Source organism: Gordonia sp. DT101 (assembly GCF_049844895.1).
Taxonomy (GTDB): domain Bacteria; phylum Actinomycetota; class Actinomycetes; order Mycobacteriales; family Mycobacteriaceae; genus Gordonia.
The window spans coordinates 72,298-92,030 of the sequence record NZ_JBNCLX010000001.1 but is presented as its reverse complement, the minus strand read 5'-3'; the positions used below and the strand labels follow the sequence as shown (position 1 = coordinate 92,030).

The window sequence follows — 19,733 nt, the reverse complement described above, 5'->3', positions numbered from 1 at the left end:
CCCTCGGCCGGTCCGCGTCGACAAGCGGGCAGGCACACCCGCTGTATCTCGGTCAGGGTGCCGGCGGACATCCGCCGGAGTTCGATCTCGCTGATGACGTGTTGACTCAGGTCGAAACCCATCCGGCCGCGCGCGAAGAAGGCCCAGTCGATGACCACGAACTCGTCGTCGGACGCCAGGGGATGGGGCACGCGTCGTCGTGCGCACTCAACAGCGGCAGGCACTCGATCTCGTCGAACAACGCGGGTGTGCGGTCGATGAATCGCATCATGCGTTCACGGAACCAGGGGTCGACATGCCCCGGCATGCCGCGGAGCTCCTTGGCGCAGCGCTCGGCGAACTGCGTGCCGCGTTCCCGAGCGACGACTGGGATGGGTTGCGCCCATCGCACTTCCGTATTCTGGAGGCGGTCGAGAGGGGTGCGCTGCGGACGGTTGATCTCGCTGCCGAACTGGGGATGACCAAACAGGGTGCCGGCCGGCACGTCGCCCATCTGTCCGATCGGGGATTCGTCACGCAGCAGCCCGATCCCGATGATCGGCGGGCCCGTCCCGTCGAGCTGACCGAACGGGGTGTCGAGACCCTCGGCCGCCTTCATCGTCGGCTGGCCGCCGTCGAGCGCGACTGGATTCGACAGGTCGGGCGTGAGGACTATGCGACGTTCCGTCGGGTGCTGACGATCATCGTCGACTCCTGACGGTCACATCGGGCGGATCACGCGCCGATCGGTGCGAGTGCGCGCTCGACCTGCGCGAGGAACAGGGCCTCCGGGTCGGCGAAGGTGTCGGACCCGTACTGACCGAAGACCTCCAAGCTGATCCCGCCGATCGTCGTCGCCCACAGGGTGGTCGCCGCGAGCATCGCGTCGTCGGGCAGATCGGTGCCGAATTCCGTTCGGATGGCGTCGAAATCGCTCGTCACCGACGGCGGCACCGACTTCGCGGCGGCAGGGTCCCGGGTTGCGTGCGCGCGTGCGACCTCGGCGATGAGCGTCCCGACGACCCGCGTGCCCGGCCCGACGGTCTGCTCGGCCGGGGCCGTGTACCCGGGAACGGGGCTGCCGTAGAGCAGCGCCCATCGGGACGGATCGTCGACCGCCCATCGCCGCAGTGCCCGTGTCGCGGCACGCAGACGATCGCGCGGGCGGGTCTCGTCGACGACGGCGATGGCTGCATCGACCGTGTCCGCGAGATCGGAGTAGGCCTCCACGAGCAGCAGGGTGAGGAGGTCGTCGCGGCTGGGGACGTAGCGGTACACCGCCGACGACACCACGCCCATGTCGCGGGCGATCGCGCGCAGCGACAGGCCCGCCGCGCCGTGGGTGCGCAGGTGTTCCCGGCCCAGACGGCGGATCTCCGATTCCATGGCGGCGCGGTTGGCTGCGCGTGTTCGGCCTGTCATGGGGACAAGTGTCGCATAAAAAGAGAGCACTGCTCTTGATTTGCTGCCCAAGGACGTGCAGACTAAGTATTCGAGAGCGGTGCTCTCGAATACGACCTCGAAAGGGAAGACCATGACCGCGATGCACTACAGCGCCCCGAAGGGCTTCGACAACATCTTCAACAAGAGCGTGCGCTGGCTCGCCGATCACGGGGTGAATCTCGCGGGAGCGCGGACCCTCACCGTGACAGGGCGGGTCAGCGGGAAGCCGCAGAGCGTGCCGGTGAACCCGATGCGATTGGGCGGCCGCGAGTACCTGGTGGCGCCGCGTGGCACCACGCAGTGGGTACGTAACGTGCGGGCGAACGATGCTGCCGAACTGCGACGCGGTCGCAGTCGTCGCGCGGTCCGCCTGGTCGAGGTGGCAACCGCCGACCGCGCACCGATGATCCGCGCCTACCTCGACAAGTGGGGGTGGGAGGTCGGTCGGTTCCTGCCGGAGGGCATGGGCACCGAACCCGACGACGCCACACTGGCCGCCCACCTCGACGATCTGCCGGTGTTCGAGATCCGGTCCTGAGGTCGGATGACCGTCCGAACTACGATGCGGGGGTGGCGTCCGCCGTCCCATCACCGTCCGGGCCCGCGGGCCCCGATCCCGAGCGCAGTGCGCGGTGGGTGATGCATCTGGACATGGACGCGTTCTTCGCATCGGTGGAACAACTGACCCGACCGACGCTGCAGGGCCGTCCGGTGCTCGTCGGCGGGACGGGCGGCCGCGGCGTGGTGGCGGGTGCCAGCTATGCGGCGAGGGCGTTCGGCGCCCGCTCGGCGATGCCGATGCATCAGGCCCGGCGGCTGATCGGCGCCGGAGCGGTGGTGCTCCCACCGCGGGGCGGTGTCTATCGCGTGGTGAGCGCCCGCATCTTCGGACTGGTCCGCGACGCGATCCCGGTGATCGAGATGCTCTCCTTCGATGAGGCGTTCGGCGAGCCTGCGGAACTCGCCGGGGCCTCGGTCGAGGAGGTCACGGCATTCGCCGAACGTCTGCGGGGCCGGATCCGTGACACTGTGGGCATCGCGGCGTCGGTCGGCTTCGGCAGTGGTAAACAGATCGCCAAGATCGCCTCCGGACTCGCCAAACCCGATGGGGTGATGGCGATCCCGCCGAGTCGTGAACTCGCCTTCCTGCACTCGCTCCCGGTCCGCAAGTTGTGGGGGATCGGGCCGGTGTCGGGCGACAAGCTGCAGCGGCTCGGCATCGAGACGATCGGCGACTTCGCCGCGATGTCCGAGGTGGAGGTCACCTCGGTGCTCGGGGTGACGCTCGGGCCCGCCCTGCACAGGCTCGCGCAGGGCGTCGACGACCGCCCGGTCGCCGAACGGGCCTCGGCCAAGCAGATCAGCGCCGAGTCCACCTTTCCCCGCGACCTGGTGGAGCTCGACGAATTACGCCCGGCCATCGACGCCGCGGCCGAGGGTGCGCACCGGCGGCTGATGTCCGACGGGCGTGGCGCCCGCACGGTGGTGCTGAAGCTCAGGCGGTCCGACATGTCGGTGCTGACGAGGTCGATGACGCTGCCGGCCGCCACCACCGAACTGTCGGTGCTGGTCTCGGCCGCGCAGCGACTCGCCCTCGACCCGCGCAGCATCGGACCGATCCGGCTCGTCGGCGTTGGTTATTCGGGACTTACTGCGGTGCAACAGTTCTCACTGTTCGCTGACCTGGAAGGGGAGTGGGGTGCGCCCGGCGCGACGGCGGCCGAATCCGAGGATGTCGAGGCCGCGTTCGTGGCGGCGGGGGCCTCCGGGCCGATGGCTGTCCCCGCCGATGCCGTCCCCGCCGCTGGTGTTCCCGCCGGCGGATTCACCGACGACAGCTCCGACACGACCCTCGACGACCCCGCGGCGCACGAGCACTGGGAGACCGGCGCCGACGTGACACACCCCGACCACGGCCACGGGTGGGTACAGGGGAGCGGGCACGGGGTGGTGACTGTCCGGTTCGAGACGCGCGCGACCGGACCGGGCCGTGCGGTGACCTTCGCCAGCGACGATCCCGCGGTGCGGCGCGCCGATCCGCTCGACAGCCTCGCGTGGCCCGATCTGGGCTCGTCGGAAGTGCGCGACGACGCCGACTGACCGTCCGTTCTGTAGGGTGGCCGGTTCGTCCGCCGGGGCGTGCACGTCATCCCGGCGGTTCGACGGCATCGAAGAAGTCGCGGATCTCGTTCGGGTCTGCTCCCGCCGAGATCAGCGCGAGCAGTGCGATCCGCGCCTGTGGGGCGCGCAGCCAGCGCGACACGATGGCGCCGGCGCGGGCGAGGTCCACGGCCCCGCCGCCCCCGCCGTAGGCGGGTACGACGGCCCCGAAAGGCACCCGACTGGTCACCACCACGACGACGCCCGCGCGAACCGCGGCGGACACCTCGGCGGTGATGTCCGGGTGGGTGTTGCCCGATCCGGTGGCCGCCAGCACGATGCCCGACGTCTGCTGGGAGACGGCGGCCGCGATGATGCCCGGCGCCACGCCCGGATAGAGCGTGAACGCGTCCACGCGGGCGTGCCGCCTCCGCGGCACCCGGCGTCCGATCGGCCGTCGCGGTAATGCGTCGTGCACATTGTCGAACGCCGCCAGATCAGTCGTCGAGGACTTGAAGATGCCACGTGCCGAACGGATCTCGCCGCCGATCGCGATCAGGACCCCGCGGCCTCGCGATGTCGGATCGGTGATCGCCCGCAACGCCGCGGCGATGTTGTCCGGACCGTCCGGCGCAGGCGCGTCGGCGGGTCGCTGCGCACCCGTGAACACCACGGGCCGGTCGTCGGTGAGGAAGAGGTCGGTGAGATATGACGTCTCCTCGACCGTGTCGGTGCCATGCGTGACCACCACACCGGCCACCGTCGGATCGGTCAGCGCGTCCACGATCGCCGCGACGATCGCGAACTGATCGGAGATGGTCATCGCCGAACTGTCCACCGACATCAGATCGATGGCCGTGATGTCGCCGTTATCGGGCCGCAGATCGGTTGCCGCCAGGCTCGGTACGGCGCCGTCGGCGGTGGTCAGCGCCGCGATCGTGCCGCCGGTGGTGATCAGGACGGTGCGGGTGTTCGCCATGGTGTTCAGCGTCGATGGAACCTGCGCGTCGCGTCAACCGTTGGCGATCCGACCGCGACGGTTCCCGGCTCGGATGTTGGGGCCCTCGTCGTCCATTTGGCATAGTGGTGTGAGTTTTGGCGGCTCGGAGGGGGATGAGCCGACCAGGATCTGCCAGGACCTGCAGCGGGGGAGAGTCCGCTGCAGGCGTGACGAACGACAGTGAGGGAGATCGGTGAAGTTTCCGAAGATCGTGACCGCCGCGTTGATCGCGGCGTCGGTCGCATCGGTTGCGGCCTGTGGCAGCGACGACAGCGACGTGCCGGACGTGCCGACCGTGTCGTCGGCGGCGAGCTCGGCGGACGCCGGAGGGAGCAGTGCGGACGACGTGACCAACCCGAATCAGCGGCCATCGGTGGCGACGCTGAATGCGATGCTCACCAAGGCGCTGGACCCGAACGTGCCGAACTCGGAGAAGACCGAGCTGGTCGAGGGTTCCTCGGCCGACCCGACGGTCTTCGACAAGCTGGTCAAGGCCAAGCAGGACAACCCGGACGTCACCTATGAGATCTTCCCGCCGGTGATCCCGGCCGGCCCCAACAAGGCCACCGTGAAGGTCCAGGTCAAGCTGCCGGACAACCCCCCGACCAAGCTGGACGCGGGGATCGTCTACACCGACGGACGGTGGATGTTGTCGAGTGACACGGTCTGTCCGCTGATCACGGCGAACAACGTCACCACCCCGATGTGCAAGTCGTCAGGTGGCGCCTCGACATCGAAGGCGCCCAACTGACCCGGAGCGTCGCTCGACAGAAGTGACGGGCCGGTGACACGAGCAACTGCTCGTGTCACCGGCCCGTTTCTGTCGGGTCCGGCGGCCGTGGTCGTCCGGTCAGCGCCACCGGACGGAGAGTCCGGTCTGCTGTATCAGCGGCCGGCTGGGGTCGCTGCCGACCAGGGCCCGCGCGCCGGAGAGCTCGATGGAGCCGGCCACCGGCAGCCCACGGGTGAGGTCGATGGTTACCTGTCCGGTGCCGCCGTTGGAGAAGCGGGTGATGGACAGGGTCTGATCACTGCCGGGAATGGCGAATACCGAGTTGACCGGAGTCTCGTCGACGCCGACGTCGACCACCATCCGATTGCCGTCCCACGACTTCAGGGTCGCGTCGATGTGCTGTGTCACCGTCGCGGCCCCACTGATGATGCGCTCGACGCGCCAGCGCGCACCGGGGCCGATCGGTTCGGTGGGGACGGGTACCGAGAGCTGGAGGGCCTGGACGAAGGACTGTTCGACGGCGCTGCGCGCCTCGGGACCGGCATCCTCGGCCGGGAGCAGGCGCAGCGAGATCGGCATCGAACCTGGACCGATGGCCAGACCCGCCCGGGAGTTCTCGACCGCCCGCAACTGGTCGGCGAGGACCGGTTCCGGCGACGTCACGTGGCCCAGCGTCATCTCGAGGTCGGTGGAGTCGGTGCAGTGGAAGCGTGCCTGCAGCGGCATCTCGACGGTCTGGGTCTTGGTGTCGCCGGGCGAGAGCACCGACGAGGTGGTCACCATGGTCGACCGCTGCGGACTGGTCCGATCGGGAGCTGCAGCGGCGGTGCGCCTGTCGGCGCCGCCCGCGTCGAGCACGGTCACCTTCGCCGGCGGGATCGGCAGGAGGTTGACGCCCTCTCGGCCCGACGTCGAGTCGTCCGAGCAGCCTGCCTGCGCCGCGGTGGAGGACGTGTCGCCGGCCTGGTCATCGGAACCACAGCCGGCGAGGGCGACGACCAACAGCGCCGCGACGGCGATGCCTGCGCATCGACTCGGTGGCCGTACATGCCACCCCGAACCTGATGTGACGACGCGGGAGAGGAACACGGCAGCCAGGGTATTGCAGGCCTCGTGGATGATGGTGAGGTGGATGATGGAGTCATGAGTCAAGCGACACCCGGTCCGGTGGACGGCGGTGGCGCCGACGGCGTGGCCGGGACGCCGCCCGCCGGGGTCGGGTCGGACGGCCCGGGCGACGGTGTCACCGGTGGTGGTCGACCCACGATGGTGTGGGTGCTGCTCGCCATCGCCCTCGGGGTCATCGGCCTCGACCTGCTGACGAAGACGCTGGCCGTGGCGCATCTCGACCCGGCACAGCCGGTGCACATCGTCGGTGACGCCATCACGCTGCGCCTGGTGCGCAACAGCGGCGCGGCCTTCTCGATGGCGTCGGGATACACCTGGGTGCTGACCGTCGTGGCGCTCGTGGTGGTGCTGGGGATCATCCGCTACAGCAGTCGTCTGCGATCGGCGTGGTGGATCGTCGGGCTCGGCCTGGTGCTCGGCGGTGCGATGGGAAATCTGGCCGACCGCATCTTCCGCGCGCCCGGCCCGTTGCGCGGGCACGTCGTCGACTTCGTGTCGGTCGGCTGGTGGCCGGTCTTCAACGTCGCGGATTCGGCGGTGGTGTGCGGCGCGATCCTGCTCGTCGCGTTGTCGCTGCTGGGCTTCGAGTACGACGGATCGCGGACCGGCTGGGCGGCGCGCCGGGCCGGGCACGGTGAGCCGGTGTCGGCGGAGGACGCCGATGCGTGAATCGAGGTCGATGCCGGTTCCCGACGGGGTCGACGGCATGCGGCTCGACGCCGGGGTCGCCCGCATCCTCGGGTTGTCGCGCACGGTCGCCGCAGCGCTCGCCGAGGCCGGTGACATCACCGTCGAAGGGGTGGCCGTCGGCAAATCGCACAAGCTGGCCGCCGGCAGCTGGCTCGATGTGACGCTGCCCGAACCGGCACAACCCCTGAGGGTCGAACCCACGCCGGTCGAGGATCTCGACGTCATCTACCACGACTCCGACATCATCGTCGTCGACAAGCCGGTCGGGGTGGCCGCGCACCCGTCGCAGGGATGGAGCGGACCCACCGTGGTCGGCGCGCTCGAGGCGGCCGGCTACCGGATCTCGACGTCGGGGGCATCCGAACGTCAGGGGATCGTGTCCCGACTCGACGTCGGGACGTCGGGCGTGATGGTCCTCGCGGTGTCCGAACGGGCGTACTCGCTGCTCAAGCGTGCGTTCAAGGAACGCGACGTCGACAAGGGCTATCACACGCTGGTGCAGGGACACCTCGATCCGCCGACCGGCACGATCGACGCACCGATCGGCCGTCATCGGGGCAGTGACTGGAAGTTCGCGGTGACCGCCAACGGCAAACCGAGTGTCACCCACTACGACACGCTCGAGATGCACGCATCAGCGTCGCTGCTGGACATCCATCTCGAGACCGGTCGGACGCACCAGATCCGGGTCCACTTCTCGGCGCTGCACCATCCATGTTGCGGCGACCTGACCTATGGCGCCGATCCGGTGCTGGCCGAGCGGCTCGGTCTGCAGCGGCAGTGGCTGCATGCGCGTTCGCTGGCGTTCGCGCATCCCGCCGACGGCCGGCGGGTGGAATTCACCAGTCCGTATCCGGCCGATCTGCAGCACGCCCTGGACGTCCTGCGCGACACTTGACGGTCCGTCGGTCCGACACGCCGGACCGACACACCGAGGCGATCGCCCCATCTGTCACAGTCGGGCGCGCCCCGCGAAGACTGTCGGACGACGCGCCTAAAGTGGTCGTCGTCGTGACAGCTGTCGAGGTGAGAGGGATTCGTGGCCGATTCGTTCGTTCACCTGCACAACCACACCGAGTATTCGATGCTCGACGGTGCCGCCAAGGTGTCGCCGCTGTTCGCGGAGGCCCAACGCCTCGGGATGCCCGCGATCGGCATGACCGACCACGGGAACATGTTCGGGGCCAGCGAGTTCTACAACGCCGCGGTCAAGCACGACATCACCCCGATCATCGGTATCGAGGCCTACATCGCACCCGCGTCGCGGTTCGACACCAAACGAGTCCTGTGGGGTAACCGGGACCAGAAGAGCGACGACGTCTCCGGCAGCGGCGCATACACGCACATGACGATGATGGCGCGCAACGCGACCGGGCTACGGAACCTCTTCAAGCTGTCGTCGCTGGCCTCCATCGAGGGACAGCTGGGCAAGTGGTCGCGGATGGATGCCGAGCTGATCGCGGAGTACGCGGACGGGATCATCGCGACGACGGGCTGCCCGTCCGGCGAGGTGCAGACCCGGTTGCGTCTCGGGCATGAGCGCGAGGCCCTCGAGGCCGCGGCGAAGTGGCAGGAGATCTTCGGCAAGGACAACTTCTACCTGGAGTTGATGGAGCACGGACTGGAGATCGAGCGGCGGGTGCGTGAGGGCCTGCTCGACATCGGTCGCCGGCTGGGGATCAAGCCGGTGGTCACCAACGACTGCCACTACGTCACCCGCGACCAGTCGACCAGCCACGAGGCCCTGTTGTGTGTCCAGACCGGCAAGACGCTGTCGGATCCGACGCGGTTCAGGTTCGGCGGCGACGGCTACTTCCTGAAATCGGCCGCGGAGATGCGCGAGCTGTGGGATGCGCAGGTGCCCGGTGCGTGTGACACCACGCTCGAGATCGCCGAGAAGGTGGAGAGTTACGCCGACGTCTTCGAGCATCGCGACCGGATGCCGGTCTTCCCGGTGCCCGAGGGCGAGACGCAGCAGACGTGGCTGCGCCGTGAGGTCGCGAAGGGCCTGAAGAGCCGCTTCGATCCGGAATCCGTCCCGGACGAGTACGCGCGCCGCGCCGACTACGAACTCGACGTGATCATCGAGATGGGCTTTCCCGCCTACTTCCTGGTGGTCGGCGACCTCATCCGGCACGCCCAGGAGGTCGGCATCCGGGTCGGGCCGGGCCGCGGCTCGGCGGCGGGCTCGCTGGTCGCATATGCGTTGGGGATCACCAACATCGATCCCATCCCGCACGGTCTGCTGTTCGAGCGGTTCCTGAATCCCGAGCGCGTGTCCATGCCCGACATCGACATCGACTTCGACGATCGCCGTCGCGGTGACATGGTCCGCTACGCGACGGAGCGGTGGGGTAGCGACAAGGTCGCCCAGGTCATCACCTTCGGCACCATCAAGACGAAGGCCGCGATCAAGGACTCGGCCCGCGTCCAGTTCGGTCAGCCCGGCTTCGCCATCGCCGACAAGATCACCAAGGCGTTGCCCCCGCCGATCATGGCCAAGGACATCTCGGTGTCGGGCATCACCGATCCCGACCACGAGCGGTTCAACGAGGCGTCCGAGGTGCGGTCACTGATCGAGACCGACCCCGACGTCAAGCGGATCTACGACACCGCACTGGGGCTCGAAGGCCTGATCCGCAACGCAGGCGTGCACGCCTGCGCGGTGATCATGTCGTCGGAGCCGCTGACCGACGCGATCCCGGTCTGGAAACGTGCGCAGGACGGCGCCATCATCACCGGCTGGGACTATCCATCGTGCGAGGCCATCGGTCTGCTCAAGATGGACTTCCTGGGTCTGCGCAACCTCACCGTCATCGGTGACGCGATCGAGAACATCAAGACCAACCGCGGTGTCGACCTCGATCTCGACGCTGCCCCGCTCGACGATCCCAAGACCTACGAGCTCCTCGCCCGCGGCGACACCCTCGGCGTGTTCCAGCTCGACGGCGGCGCGATGCGCGAACTGCTGAAGCGTATGCAGCCCACCGGCTTCGAGGACATCGTGGCCGTGCTCGCGCTGTACCGGCCCGGTCCGATGGGCATGAACGCCCACAACGACTATGCCGACCGCAAGAACGGGCGGCAGCAGGTCCGCCCGATCCACCCGGAACTCGAGGTGCCGCTCAAGGAGATCCTCGCCGACACCTACGGCCTGATCGTCTACCAAGAGCAGATCATGCAGATCGCACAGAAGGTGGCCGGATATTCGCTCGGTCGAGCCGACATCCTGCGTCGCGCGATGGGTAAGAAGAAGGCCGAGGTCCTCGCCGCCGAGTTCGAGGGCTTCGAAGAGGGCATGAAGTCCAACGGCTTCTCGTCGGCGGCGATCAAGGCGCTGTGGGACACGATTCTGCCGTTCGCCGGATACGCGTTCAACAAGTCGCACGCCGCGGGCTACGGCCTGGTCTCTTTCTGGACGGCGTACCTGAAGGCGAACTACAAGGCCGAGTACATGGCCGGTCTGCTCACCTCGGTCGGCGACGACAAGGACAAGGCGGCCATCTACCTGTCCGATTGCCGCAAGCTCGGTATCACGGTGTTACCGCCGGACGTCAACGAATCGCAGCGCAACTTCGCGGCCGTCGGCGGCGACATCCGCTTCGGTCTCGCGGCGGTGCGCAACGTCGGTACGGGCGTGGTCTCGGCGATCCTCGCCGCGCGTGAGGAGAAGGGCAAGTTCACCAGCTTCTCCGATTACCTCGGCAAGATCGACGTCACCGCATGCAACAAGAAGGTCACCGAGTCGCTCATCAAGGCCGGTGCGTTCGACTCGTTGAGTCATCCGCGCAAGGGGCTCTTCCTCGTCCACGGCGACGCGGTGGAATCCGTCATCGGCACCAAGAAGGCCGAGGCGATCGGACAGTTCGACCTCTTCGGCGACGCCGGTGGGGCCGACGACACGATGTCCGAGGTCTTCGCCGTCAAGGTGCCCGACGAGGAATGGGATTCCAAGCACAAACTGGCGCTGGAACGGGAGATGCTGGGGCTCTACGTCTCCGATCACCCGCTGGCCGGGGTGGCGCACGCCATCGCGGCCCAGACCGACACATCGATCACCGCGCTCCTCGAGGGCACGGTCGGTGATGGTGCGCAGATCACCATCGGCGGCATCATCTCGTCGGTCAACCGTCGCGTGAACAAGAAGGGCGAGCCGTACGCGGTCGTCACCCTCGAAGACATGGTCGGTGGTGTCGAGGTCTACTTCTTCCCACGGTCGTTCCAGGTCTACGGGCTCGACATCGTCGCGGACAATATCGTGCTGATCAAAGCGCGGGTCAACAGACGCGACGACAGCACGATGATCAGCGCCAACGATCTCGCGGTACCCGACCTGGCGGTAGTGGGAACGGCGAAACCGGTGTCGCTCACGCTCAGTGCACGGACATGCACCCCCGACCGGGTGCAGGCGCTCAAGCAGGTCCTCACGCGACACCCCGGTACCGCGGATGTGCACGTCACGCTCGTCAGTGAGCAGCGGTCGACGATCCTGCGGCTCACGGAGACGTTGCGCGTCAGCCCGAGTTCCGCGCTGATGGGCGATCTCAAGGCGCTGCTCGGACCGAGTTGTCTGGGCTGACGGGCCGCGTGAAAGTGCACATCCGAACCAGAGTTTTCGGTGCCCCGAACAATTTAGTTCCAACTGCGTTACACTTGGGTCAGTGGCAACGAACATCCGCCATCTCCGCCTGACCGAGGAGTGACCCATGACCTCAGCGAACATCTCCGCGCTGGTCGAGGTGCGTCCGGCCCGGTCGCGGATATCGGCACGGTCGGTGGAGATCGCCGGCACCAGGTGGCCGCTCTACAAGCTGCACGCCCTGCTGGCCGCCGTCGTCGTCGGGGTGCTCGCCCTCGCGATCACCGGTTCGGTCCAGGCCATCGCCTGGGCCTCGGCAATTGCGCTGCTCACCGTGTGGTGGACCGAGCGCTTCTGGCAATCACGCCGGCACCGCTAGTCGCCGACAGCAACCGCATTCCCGCCGACAGCAACCGGAAATCCCGCGACAGCAACCGCATTCCCGCCGATAGAAGCCGGATTCGCGACGAGAACCCGTTCAGCCGGGGATGGCCGCAGCCGCACCCCGATCGAATCCGCCCGGTATCTCATAGATACGGCCATCGAAGCCGGCCCGGTAGAGATGTCCCGCCGAGAATCCGCGGATGCCACGGCCGTACGACACCACGATGGACGATGCGATGCCGGATCCGAGGACGCAGTAGCGTCCCGGCGAGGTGATCCGGACGATCTGTCCGGCCCCGCCGAACGCCACCACCGGACGCCCCCGGGAATCAAGTGTCAGGCCGGCCGGACCCGCCATCGTGTTCGCGCCGAGGTCCAACAGGCTCTGTATCACCCGCGGGTTGGCCGTGGAGATGCGGCTGACGCCCGGATTGACCCAGGTACGGGAAACATACAGCCAATGGTCGTCGCGTCCGAGAACCGCGCCGTTGGCGCTCGGCACCGTTCCCCAGGCCGCCTGTACGGCGCCGCCAGGGTGGACGCGGCCGACGAGATTGCCGAAATCGTTGGTGGCGTAAACCGTTCCGTTTGCGCCGACATCAATGCCGTCGGCGGCCGATAGCCCCCGTACCCACGGACGGATCGACAGGTTGCCGACATTCATACGCGCGATGCCGCCGGGTCGCAGTGCGTCCCCGACGAAGACGCGCGGATCGGAACCATAGCCGACCAGCAACGCGCCGTCGGGTGCCCAGGCCAGTGCGTCGGCGCCTCCGTCGGGGACATGAGCGATCGGGACCGCCGGTGCGCCGGGCGCGGAGAGACGGAATACTCGGCCGGAGACCAGGTCTGTCGTGTAAAGCCGTCCGCCGGCATCGACGGTGAGACCTTTGAGTGCGGCGCCCGGCACGGTACCGACCAGTCGTGGCGCCTGACCGGCTCCGGCGCAGATCGGCGCGGCCGAGGCCGGGACCGCGGACACCGCGGTGAGCAGGCCCGCCGAGAGTGCCACCACCGATGCCGCCACGACCAGGCGTCGACGATGGGTCCTCGCGCCGGGGTGTACCCGTGAGTTGACGGCATCATCGAAGCGGCTCCGTCGGAACATGTCAGCCTCTCAGTGATCTCGGGGACGTCCGCCCACACAAGGTTCCGGTGGACGGCTGATTCGTCGACCTCCGTGGAGTGTGTGCACACCGTGGTGCCGTCGAGCGAACCAGGATTCCCTCCGAGGACCCGGACTGCCCGACGAGGGCGCCGCTCAGCTCGGGACCGCCGCCGTGGCGCCCTGATCGAATCCGCCCGGGATCTCGTAGATCCGTCCGTCGAAGCCCGCCCGGTAGAGATGGCCCGCAGCGAAGCCGCGGTTTCCCCGACCGTAGGACAGCACACTGGATGTGGGGATTCCCGAACCGAGAACGCAGTAGCGTCCCGGTGAGGTGATCCGGACGATCTGGCCGGCCCCGTTGAACGGAACCACCGGCCGCTCCTTGGAATCCAGTGTCAACCCATCCGGGCCTGCGGTGATGTTCCCGCCCAGATCGAGCAGGCTCTGCACCACGCGAGGGTTGGCGGTCGAGATGCGGCTGACGCCCGGATTCACAAAGGTGCGGGACACGTACAGCCACCGGTCGCCCTTTCCGAGGACCGCGCCGTTGGCGCTGGGCAGCGAACCCCAGTCGGCCTGCACTGCGCCGTTGGGATAGGCACGCCCGATCAGGTTGCCGAAATCATTGGTGGCATAGACGATTCCGCTCGCTGCCGTATCCATCCCGTTGGTGGCCGAGAAGCCGCGTACCCAGGGGCGGAGAGCCAGGTTGGCCACGTTCAGACGCGCGATGCCCGCGTGCCGGAGCGAGTCCCCGACAACGACGCGGGGATCGGCGCCGTAGCCGACGAGCAATGCGCCGTCCCGAGCCCACGCCAGTGCGCCGGCGCCGCCTTCGGGGACGCGCGCGATCGGCACCGGCCGTGCGCCCGGCGCCGACAGCCGGAAGACCCTTCCCGAGACCAGATCGGTCGTATAGAGCCGGCCACCGGCGTCGACGGTCAATCCTTCGAGTGCTGCCCCGGGGACCGAGCCGACGAGGCGCGGCGCCTGCCCGGCGCCCGCGCACACCGGCGCCGCCGAGGCCGGGGCCGCCGACAGCGCGGTGAACAGCCCGGCGGCGAGTGTGATCACCGAGGAGGTGGCGATCAGTCGTCGTCGCGCGGTGCGTCGCCCTGATCTCGGGGGCGCTGCCGGCGCAGTGTCGTCGGCGCAATCGGACGATGTGGAGCGTCGGAACATCTCGGCCTCCCGAGGTTGGACGCCGCCCGCCGGTCGATCACGCGCAATCTCGGGGACGACTGGTTCGTTGACCTCTGTGGAGTGTATGCCCGCGGTGGGTCCCCGTCGACCATTTCCGATCTGCCTGCGCTGGACCTCCCGATGCGCCACCATCGCGCCGGGTGAGAGCATGGAGGGCGTGAGTACGCAGGAGGCACCGGTTCATCAGCATGGCCCGACGTTGACCGCGGACGCCATCACGGCGTCGGTCGCGCGGATCGCCGAGGCTGTCGCCCGCACGCCACTCGAGGAATCACCGCGGATCTCGGCAGACGCCGGGGCCCGGGTCTTCCTCAAGCGTGAGGACCTGCAGACGGTGCGCTCGTACAAGATTCGCGGCGCCTACAACGTGATGGCCCAACTCTCCGAGCAGGAACTCGCCCGCGGCGTGGTCGCGGCGAGTGCCGGCAATCACGCACAGGGTGTCGCCTATGCGTGCCGGTCCATGAAGGTGCCCGGACGGATCTACGTGCCGACCACCACTCCGAAGCAGAAGCGTGACCGAATCCGTTGGCACGGTGGAGACTTCGTCGATCTGATCGCCGTCGGCGAGACCTACGACGCGGCGGCGGCCGCGGCGCAGTCGGACGTCATGCGCACCGGTGCGTCCTGGATCCACGCGTTCGACGATCCACGTACCGCCGCGGGGCAGGGGACCATCGCCTACGAGATCGTCGAGCAACTCGGGACGGTGCCCGACGTGGTGGTCGCGCCCGTCGGTGGCGGTGGCTGTCTCGCCGGGATCGCGACCTATTTCCGGTCGCTCAGCGACGACGTCGCGATCGTGGGGGTGGAGCCGACCGGCGCCGTCTCGCTGACCGCGGCGCTGGCGGCCGGTGGTCCCGTCACCCTCGACACCATCGATCCTTTCGTCGACGGCGCGGCGGTCAAGCGCATCGGCAGCATCGGCCACCGGGTGATGGCGGATCTCGACGCGACCATCACCGAGCACCCGAGCCTGCCCGGCATCGCGCCGAAACCACAGGTCGGCGTGCTCGAGGACGGTGTCCGGTACCGACCCCGCCCGGGCGCAACGCACATCACGCACGTCGACGAGGGGGCCATCTGCTCGACCATGCTCGCGCTGTATCAGAACGAGGGCATCATCGCCGAGCCTGCCGGTGCACTTGCCGTGACCGGACTGTCCGCTCTGGAACTGCCCGCCGACGCCACCGTGGTGTGCCTGATCTCCGGCGGCAACAACGACGTGTCCCGGTACGGCGAGATCATCGAACGTTCACTCGTCCACAAGGGGCTCAAGCACTACTTCCTGGTGGATTTCCCGCAGGAGCCCGGGGCGTTGCGGAGGTTCCTCGACGACGTGCTCGGCCCCGACGACGACATCACGCTGTTCGAGTACGTCAAGCGGAACAACCGGGAGACCGGGGCCGCGCTGGTCGGTGTGGAGCTCGGTGAACCCGAGGGTCTCGTCGGTCTGATGGACCGGATGGCGCACTCACGGCTGCATTGCGAGCGACTCGAACCCGGTACCCCGGCCTACGATTACCTGACCTGACCTGACCTGACCTGACCTGACCGGTCACCGGAGCCGGCCGATCACCACGTTGTGCCCACTGCTGCGCAGCACTCCGTCCGCGATCGTGGGTTCCTCCCACCAGAGCTCGGGCGTCACGTCGACCGGTACGGTCGTCTCGGTTCCATTCAGGACGCAGACCACGCACCATCCGCCGCGGAACATCGCAAACCAGCCCGTTGTTTCATCGAATGATGTTGTGACCGAGGAGAAATCGCCGTGACGGAGATCCTCTTCGCGCTTGCGCAGTCCGATCAGCTCGCGGTAGAAGTCGAACATCCGACGATGGGCCGGCCGGTCCAGCTCGGACCAGTCGAGCTTCGACGACCGGAACGTCTCCGGGTCCTGGGGATCCGGGATCTCCGCAGTGTCCCAGCCGTGGTCGGCGAACTCCGCGCGCCTGCCGTCCGCCGTCGCTCGACCGAGCTCCGGCTCGGGGTGTGAGGTGAAGAATGCGAACGGCGTCCGGGCCGCCCACTCCTCGCCCATGAACAACATCGGGGTGAATGGCGAGAGCAACACGAGTGCCGCCTTGATGGCGAGCCGGCCGCCGGTGAGATAGGCCGACGGCCGGTCGCCGACGGCCCGATTGCCGATCTGGTCGTGATTGCACGTGTAGGCCACCAGCGCCTCCGCGGCGACCAGATCGGTCGGTATCGGACGACCATGATGGCGTCGGCGGAACGAGGAATAGGTGCCGTCGTGGAAGAACCCGCCCCGCAGCACCTTCGACAGTGCCTCGAGGCTGCCGAAATCGGCGTAGTAACCCTGCCGCTCACCGGACACCGCGGTGTGGATCGCGTGGTGGACGTCGTCGTCCCACTGCGCGCCGAGTCCGTAGCCGCCGAGTTCGCGGGGCAAGATCAGTCGCGGATCGTTGAGGTCGCTCTCCGCGATCAGTGTCAGTGGCCGGCCGAGTTCGACGGCGAGCGCATCGGTCGCGATGGCCAGTTCCTCGAGCAGATGGACAGCCCGGTGATCGATCAGCGCGTGGACGGCGTCGAGACGTAACCCGTCGACGTGGAAGTCGCGCAGCCAGCGCAGCGCGTTGGCGATGATGTAGGTACGGACCTCGTCCGAATTCGGCTCCGACAGGTTCAGCGCGGAGCCCCAGCTGTTGGTTCCCTCGGTGAGGTACGGGCCGAACCGGGGGAGATGGTTGCCCGACGGCCCGAGATGGTTGTATACGACGTCGAGCACCACGCCGAGACCGCGCCGGTGACATGCGTCGACGAATCGGGCGAAGCCGTCCGGGCCGCCGTAGGGTTCGTGCACCGCGTACCACGCGACACCGTCGTAGCCCCAGCCGTGGGTCCCGTTGAACGCGTTGACCGGCATGACCTCGACGACGTCGACCCCGAGGCTCACCAGGTGGTCGAGCTGCCCGATCGCGGCATCGAATGTGCCTTCGGCGGTGAAGGTTCCGACGTGCAGCTCGTAGAGCACGGACCCGCGGACGTCGATGCCGGGCCAGTCGTCGTCGGACCACGACGACTCGTCGAGACGATGCAGCGCCGAGCTGCCGTGGACGCCGTCGGGCAGTCGGACCGAACGCGGATCGGGGGCCGGCTCGTCGCCGTCGACGACAAAGCGATACCGCAGTTCCGCCAGATCGGCCGTGGGGCCTTCGACGGCCGGAACCCACCACTGCGCCGCGTCGTGCCCCGCTGCCGCCGGGTCTCGGCGCATCGGGAACTCGACCTGGCCATCGCCGGCGTCGGCGAGCATCACGACGCTGTGTGCACGCGGGGCCCAGACCCGGATGTCGACCACCGTGGGCGGCGGGACGAAAGGCCGCGCCGGGACCGGAAAGCTCGATATGTCCTCACGTTGGTCGGTCGTCCCAGTTATGGTGTCGGGAGCTTTCGACTTATCGGTCACGAAACACAAGGTATGTCGCCGCTGTGACAGGCGCAGATGTCGGTAGTGTGACCCGTGACACAGACGGATTGGAGATATCAGATATATTTACCGGCGGGGGTCGGCCCACCAGGGGGCCCGCATCGACATGGTGTGCGGGATGGTGGCCGCGTCGGCCGCTCGATCGACACATCTGACTGAACCCGGCGACGGGGGCAGCCGACACGCGAGGGTAGGGGATTGAGTACTGACGCGGTGACCTCGAACGGGGAGGCAACACGTGCGGGCTCGGGTGGAGTGCGCCGGTGGTTCCGCGACCACGTCATGGCCTCGTTCGACACCTTCGGTCGGCAGATGGGCATGTTCGTCGAGGTCTTCAGGGTCCTCATCGTCGACATCGTCAAGCGCCGGTTCCCGTTCGGTGAGTTCATCCGCCAATGCGCGTTCATGTCGAGTACCTCGGTGTTTCCGACGCTGCTGGTCGCGATCCCGATCGGGGTGATCGTCTCGATCCAGGTGTCCAACATCGCCGGTCAGATCGGCGCGACCTCGTTCTCAGGCGCGGCGACCGGCCTGGGGGTGATCCGGCAGGGCGCGCCACTGGTGACGTCGCTGCTGCTGGCCGGCGCGGTCGGCTCGGCCATCGCCGCCGACCTCGGCTCACGAACCATCCGCGACGAGATAGACGCGATGAAGGTGATGGGGGTCAACCCGATCCAGCGCCTGATCTCCCCGCGCCTGCTGGCCACCATGGTGGTGAGCTTCCTGCTGTGCGGCTTCGTCTGCTTCGTCGGGTTCATCACCGGATACGTCTTCAACGTCTACTTCCAGGGCGGTACGCCCGGTAGCTACACCGGCACATTCGCGTCCTTCGCATCCACCTCCGACCTCGCCTTCGCGATCATCAAGGCGGTGATCTTCGGTGCCATCGTCGCGGTGGTCGCCTGTGATCGCGGACTGACCACCAAGGGCGGTCCGGCTGGTGTGGCCAACTCGGTCAACGCCGCGGTGGTCAACTCCGTGCTGCTGTTGTTCACCGTGAATGTCGCCTTGACCCAGCTGTTCGCCATCCTCGTTCCGGCGAAGGTGGTGTGAGATGACCGCATCACGGTATGTGCCCCCCGCGCTCCGGCCGCTCGAGGCGGCCAAGGCGATCTACCGGGGCCCACGCGGAATGCTCGCCGCGATGGGCCACCTCATCACCTTCCTGGTCAAGTCGATCGGCGCGGTCCCGATCGCCTTCACCCACTACCGCAAAGAGGTCTGGCGCCTGCTGTCGGATGTCGCCTGGGGCAATGGTGCGATCGTCGTCGGCGGCGGCACGGTCGGCGTGATGGTGATCCTCGGCGTCATGGGCGGGGCCACCGTGGGCATCGAGGGATACACCGCCCTCAACCTGCTCGGCATGTCTCCGGTCACCGGCGGCCTGTCGGCCTTCGCCACCACCCGTGAGATCGCGCCACTGCTCGCGGCCACCGCGTTCACCGCCCAGTCGGGATGCCGATTCACCGCGCAGCTCGGATCGATGCGGATCAGCGAGGAGATCGACGCGCTCGAATCCATCGCCATCCGCCCGCTGCCCTACCTCGTCACCACCCGGATGTCGGCGGCCGTTCTGGCGATCGTGCCGCTGTATGCGGTGTCGCTGGCCGCGAACTACCTGGCCTGCCAGGTCATGTTCCAGTTGCAGAGCGGCCAGGGCGCCGGTACCTATACCTACTACTTCAACCAGTTCCTGGTCTCCACCGACATGGTCGCCTCGTTCGTCAAGGTGGTCGTCTTCGTCCTGCTGACCACGTTCATCCAGTGCTATTACGGCTATTTCGCCTCCGGGGGTCCTGAAGGTGTGGGGGTGGCCGCCGGCCACGCGATCCGCATGGCGATCATCGTCATCGTTTTCGCCAACCTGGTCCTGACACTCGTGTTCTGGGGTACCTCGCCCGGAATAAAGATCTCGGGTTAGGGGGAGCATTC

17 protein-coding genes are annotated in these 19,733 nt (G+C 67.8%); 11 read left to right on the top strand and 6 right to left on the bottom strand.

Annotation, left to right across the window (positions count from 1 at the left end; all coding sequences use genetic code 11):
* Positions 1 to 199 precede the first annotated feature (199 nt).
* A complete protein-coding gene (locus ACLQ3I_RS00425) occupies positions 200 to 697 on the top strand; it encodes a MarR family winged helix-turn-helix transcriptional regulator (protein WP_425799826.1) in 498 nt (165 codons plus the stop codon).
* Between the two features lie 17 nt (positions 698 to 714).
* On the opposite strand, the gene ACLQ3I_RS00420 is transcribed toward ACLQ3I_RS00425, so the two are convergent.
* The gene (locus ACLQ3I_RS00420) at positions 715 to 1,401 is read right to left on the bottom strand and encodes a TetR/AcrR family transcriptional regulator (RefSeq protein WP_425799825.1); all 687 of its coding nucleotides are present in this window, start codon (positions 1,399 to 1,401) and stop codon (positions 715 to 717) included.
* 112 nt (positions 1,402 to 1,513) lie between these two features.
* Here ACLQ3I_RS00420 and ACLQ3I_RS00415 point away from each other — a divergent pair, with 112 nt between their 5' ends.
* Together ACLQ3I_RS00415 and ACLQ3I_RS00410 are read left to right on the top strand one after the other, a co-directional pair.
* Complete coding sequence (locus tag ACLQ3I_RS00415; protein ID WP_425791959.1) at positions 1,514 to 1,960, top strand: nitroreductase/quinone reductase family protein; 447 nt, start codon at positions 1,514 to 1,516, stop codon at positions 1,958 to 1,960.
* Between the two features lie 101 nt (positions 1,961 to 2,061).
* Positions 2,062 to 3,522 carry a DNA polymerase IV gene (locus ACLQ3I_RS00410; RefSeq protein WP_425792111.1) on the top strand — a complete coding sequence of 487 codons (1,461 nt, stop codon included), beginning with the start codon at positions 2,062 to 2,064 and terminating at the stop codon, positions 3,520 to 3,522.
* A gap of 46 nt (positions 3,523 to 3,568) precedes the next feature.
* Here the strand turns inward: ACLQ3I_RS00410 and ACLQ3I_RS00405 are convergent, their stop codons facing one another.
* Positions 3,569 to 4,501, bottom strand: coding sequence for an asparaginase (locus tag ACLQ3I_RS00405; RefSeq protein WP_425791961.1), 933 nt, complete (start codon positions 4,499 to 4,501; stop codon positions 3,569 to 3,571).
* A 214-nt stretch (positions 4,502 to 4,715) separates the two neighbouring features.
* Between ACLQ3I_RS00405 and ACLQ3I_RS00400 the strand changes: the two genes are divergently transcribed.
* Positions 4,716 to 5,273 (top strand): hypothetical protein, encoded by a 558-nt coding sequence (locus ACLQ3I_RS00400; protein ID WP_425791963.1) that lies wholly within the window; start codon positions 4,716 to 4,718, stop codon positions 5,271 to 5,273.
* Positions 5,274 to 5,372: 99 nt separating this feature from the next.
* Here ACLQ3I_RS00400 and ACLQ3I_RS00395 read toward each other — a convergent pair whose 3' ends face one another.
* Positions 5,373 to 6,407, bottom strand: coding sequence for a hypothetical protein (locus ACLQ3I_RS00395; protein ID WP_425799824.1), 1,035 nt, complete (start codon positions 6,405 to 6,407; stop codon positions 5,373 to 5,375).
* On the opposite strand from ACLQ3I_RS00395, the gene lspA reads away from it, so the two are divergent.
* From lspA to ACLQ3I_RS00375, 4 genes are all read left to right on the top strand, one after another.
* Positions 6,399 to 7,052, top strand: coding sequence for a signal peptidase II (gene lspA / locus ACLQ3I_RS00390; protein ID WP_425791967.1), 654 nt, complete (start codon positions 6,399 to 6,401; stop codon positions 7,050 to 7,052). The genes ACLQ3I_RS00395 and lspA overlap by 9 nt on opposite strands.
* Positions 7,045 to 7,971: an RluA family pseudouridine synthase gene (locus ACLQ3I_RS00385; protein WP_425799823.1), complete on the top strand. Its 927-nt coding sequence runs from the start codon at positions 7,045 to 7,047 to the stop codon at positions 7,969 to 7,971. Before lspA ends, ACLQ3I_RS00385 begins: the two co-directional genes overlap by 8 nt.
* Before the next feature lie 141 nt (positions 7,972 to 8,112).
* Positions 8,113 to 11,652, top strand: coding sequence for a DNA polymerase III subunit alpha (gene dnaE / locus ACLQ3I_RS00380; RefSeq protein ID WP_425791971.1), 3,540 nt, complete (start codon positions 8,113 to 8,115; stop codon positions 11,650 to 11,652).
* Positions 11,653 to 11,779: 127 nt separating this feature from the next.
* Positions 11,780 to 12,031 (top strand): hypothetical protein, encoded by a 252-nt coding sequence (locus ACLQ3I_RS00375; RefSeq protein WP_425791973.1) that lies wholly within the window; start codon positions 11,780 to 11,782, stop codon positions 12,029 to 12,031.
* 99 nt (positions 12,032 to 12,130) lie between these two features.
* On the opposite strand, the gene ACLQ3I_RS00370 is transcribed toward ACLQ3I_RS00375, so the two are convergent.
* Positions 12,131 to 13,144 carry an SMP-30/gluconolactonase/LRE family protein gene (locus tag ACLQ3I_RS00370; protein ID WP_425791975.1) on the bottom strand — a complete coding sequence of 338 codons (1,014 nt, stop codon included), beginning with the start codon at positions 13,142 to 13,144 and terminating at the stop codon, positions 12,131 to 12,133.
* A 153-nt stretch (positions 13,145 to 13,297) separates the two neighbouring features.
* Positions 13,298 to 14,326: an SMP-30/gluconolactonase/LRE family protein gene (locus tag ACLQ3I_RS00365; RefSeq protein WP_425799822.1), complete on the bottom strand. Its 1,029-nt coding sequence runs from the start codon at positions 14,324 to 14,326 to the stop codon at positions 13,298 to 13,300.
* Between the two features lie 169 nt (positions 14,327 to 14,495).
* Here ACLQ3I_RS00365 and ilvA point away from each other — a divergent pair, with 169 nt between their 5' ends.
* Positions 14,496 to 15,881 carry a threonine ammonia-lyase IlvA gene (gene ilvA / locus ACLQ3I_RS00360; protein ID WP_425791979.1) on the top strand — a complete coding sequence of 462 codons (1,386 nt, stop codon included), beginning with the start codon at positions 14,496 to 14,498 and terminating at the stop codon, positions 15,879 to 15,881.
* A gap of 24 nt (positions 15,882 to 15,905) precedes the next feature.
* Here the strand turns inward: ilvA and treZ are convergent, their stop codons facing one another.
* The gene (treZ, locus tag ACLQ3I_RS00355; protein ID WP_425800676.1) at positions 15,906 to 17,627 is read right to left on the bottom strand and encodes a malto-oligosyltrehalose trehalohydrolase; all 1,722 of its coding nucleotides are present in this window, start codon (positions 17,625 to 17,627) and stop codon (positions 15,906 to 15,908) included.
* 372 nt (positions 17,628 to 17,999) lie between these two features.
* Here treZ and ACLQ3I_RS00350 point away from each other — a divergent pair, with 372 nt between their 5' ends.
* The gene (locus tag ACLQ3I_RS00350) at positions 18,000 to 18,854 is read left to right on the top strand and encodes an MlaE family ABC transporter permease (RefSeq protein WP_425799821.1); all 855 of its coding nucleotides are present in this window, start codon (positions 18,000 to 18,002) and stop codon (positions 18,852 to 18,854) included.
* Between the two features lies 1 nt (position 18,855).
* Complete coding sequence (locus ACLQ3I_RS00345) at positions 18,856 to 19,722, top strand: MlaE family ABC transporter permease (protein ID WP_425791983.1); 867 nt, start codon at positions 18,856 to 18,858, stop codon at positions 19,720 to 19,722.
* Positions 19,723 to 19,733 lie beyond the last annotated feature (11 nt).

Bases quoted from the DNA above. Each gene is read 5' to 3' on its own strand.
- ACLQ3I_RS00385 (WP_425799823.1), top strand. From the start codon at position 7,045: ATGCGTGAATCGAGGTCGATGCCGGTTCCCGACGGGGTCGACGGCATG.
- ACLQ3I_RS00415 (WP_425791959.1), top strand. From the start codon at position 1,514: ATGACCGCGATGCACTACAGCGCCCCGAAGGGCTTCGACAACATCTTC.
- lspA (WP_425791967.1), top strand. From the start codon at position 6,399: ATGAGTCAAGCGACACCCGGTCCGGTGGACGGCGGTGGCGCCGACGGC.
- ACLQ3I_RS00410 (WP_425792111.1), top strand. From the start codon at position 2,062: ATGCATCTGGACATGGACGCGTTCTTCGCATCGGTGGAACAACTGACC.
- ACLQ3I_RS00370 (WP_425791975.1), bottom strand. From the start codon at position 13,144: ATGTTCCGACGGAGCCGCTTCGATGATGCCGTCAACTCACGGGTACAC.
- ACLQ3I_RS00420 (WP_425799825.1), bottom strand. From the start codon at position 1,401: ATGACAGGCCGAACACGCGCAGCCAACCGCGCCGCCATGGAATCGGAG.
- treZ (WP_425800676.1), bottom strand. From the start codon at position 17,627: ATGCTCGCCGACGCCGGCGATGGCCAGGTCGAGTTCCCGATGCGCCGA.
- ACLQ3I_RS00405 (WP_425791961.1), bottom strand. From the start codon at position 4,501: ATGGCGAACACCCGCACCGTCCTGATCACCACCGGCGGCACGATCGCG.
- ACLQ3I_RS00345 (WP_425791983.1), top strand. From the start codon at position 18,856: ATGACCGCATCACGGTATGTGCCCCCCGCGCTCCGGCCGCTCGAGGCG.
- ilvA (WP_425791979.1), top strand. From the start codon at position 14,496: ATGGAGGGCGTGAGTACGCAGGAGGCACCGGTTCATCAGCATGGCCCG.
- ACLQ3I_RS00375 (WP_425791973.1), top strand. From the start codon at position 11,780: ATGACCTCAGCGAACATCTCCGCGCTGGTCGAGGTGCGTCCGGCCCGG.
- ACLQ3I_RS00365 (WP_425799822.1), bottom strand. From the start codon at position 14,326: ATGTTCCGACGCTCCACATCGTCCGATTGCGCCGACGACACTGCGCCG.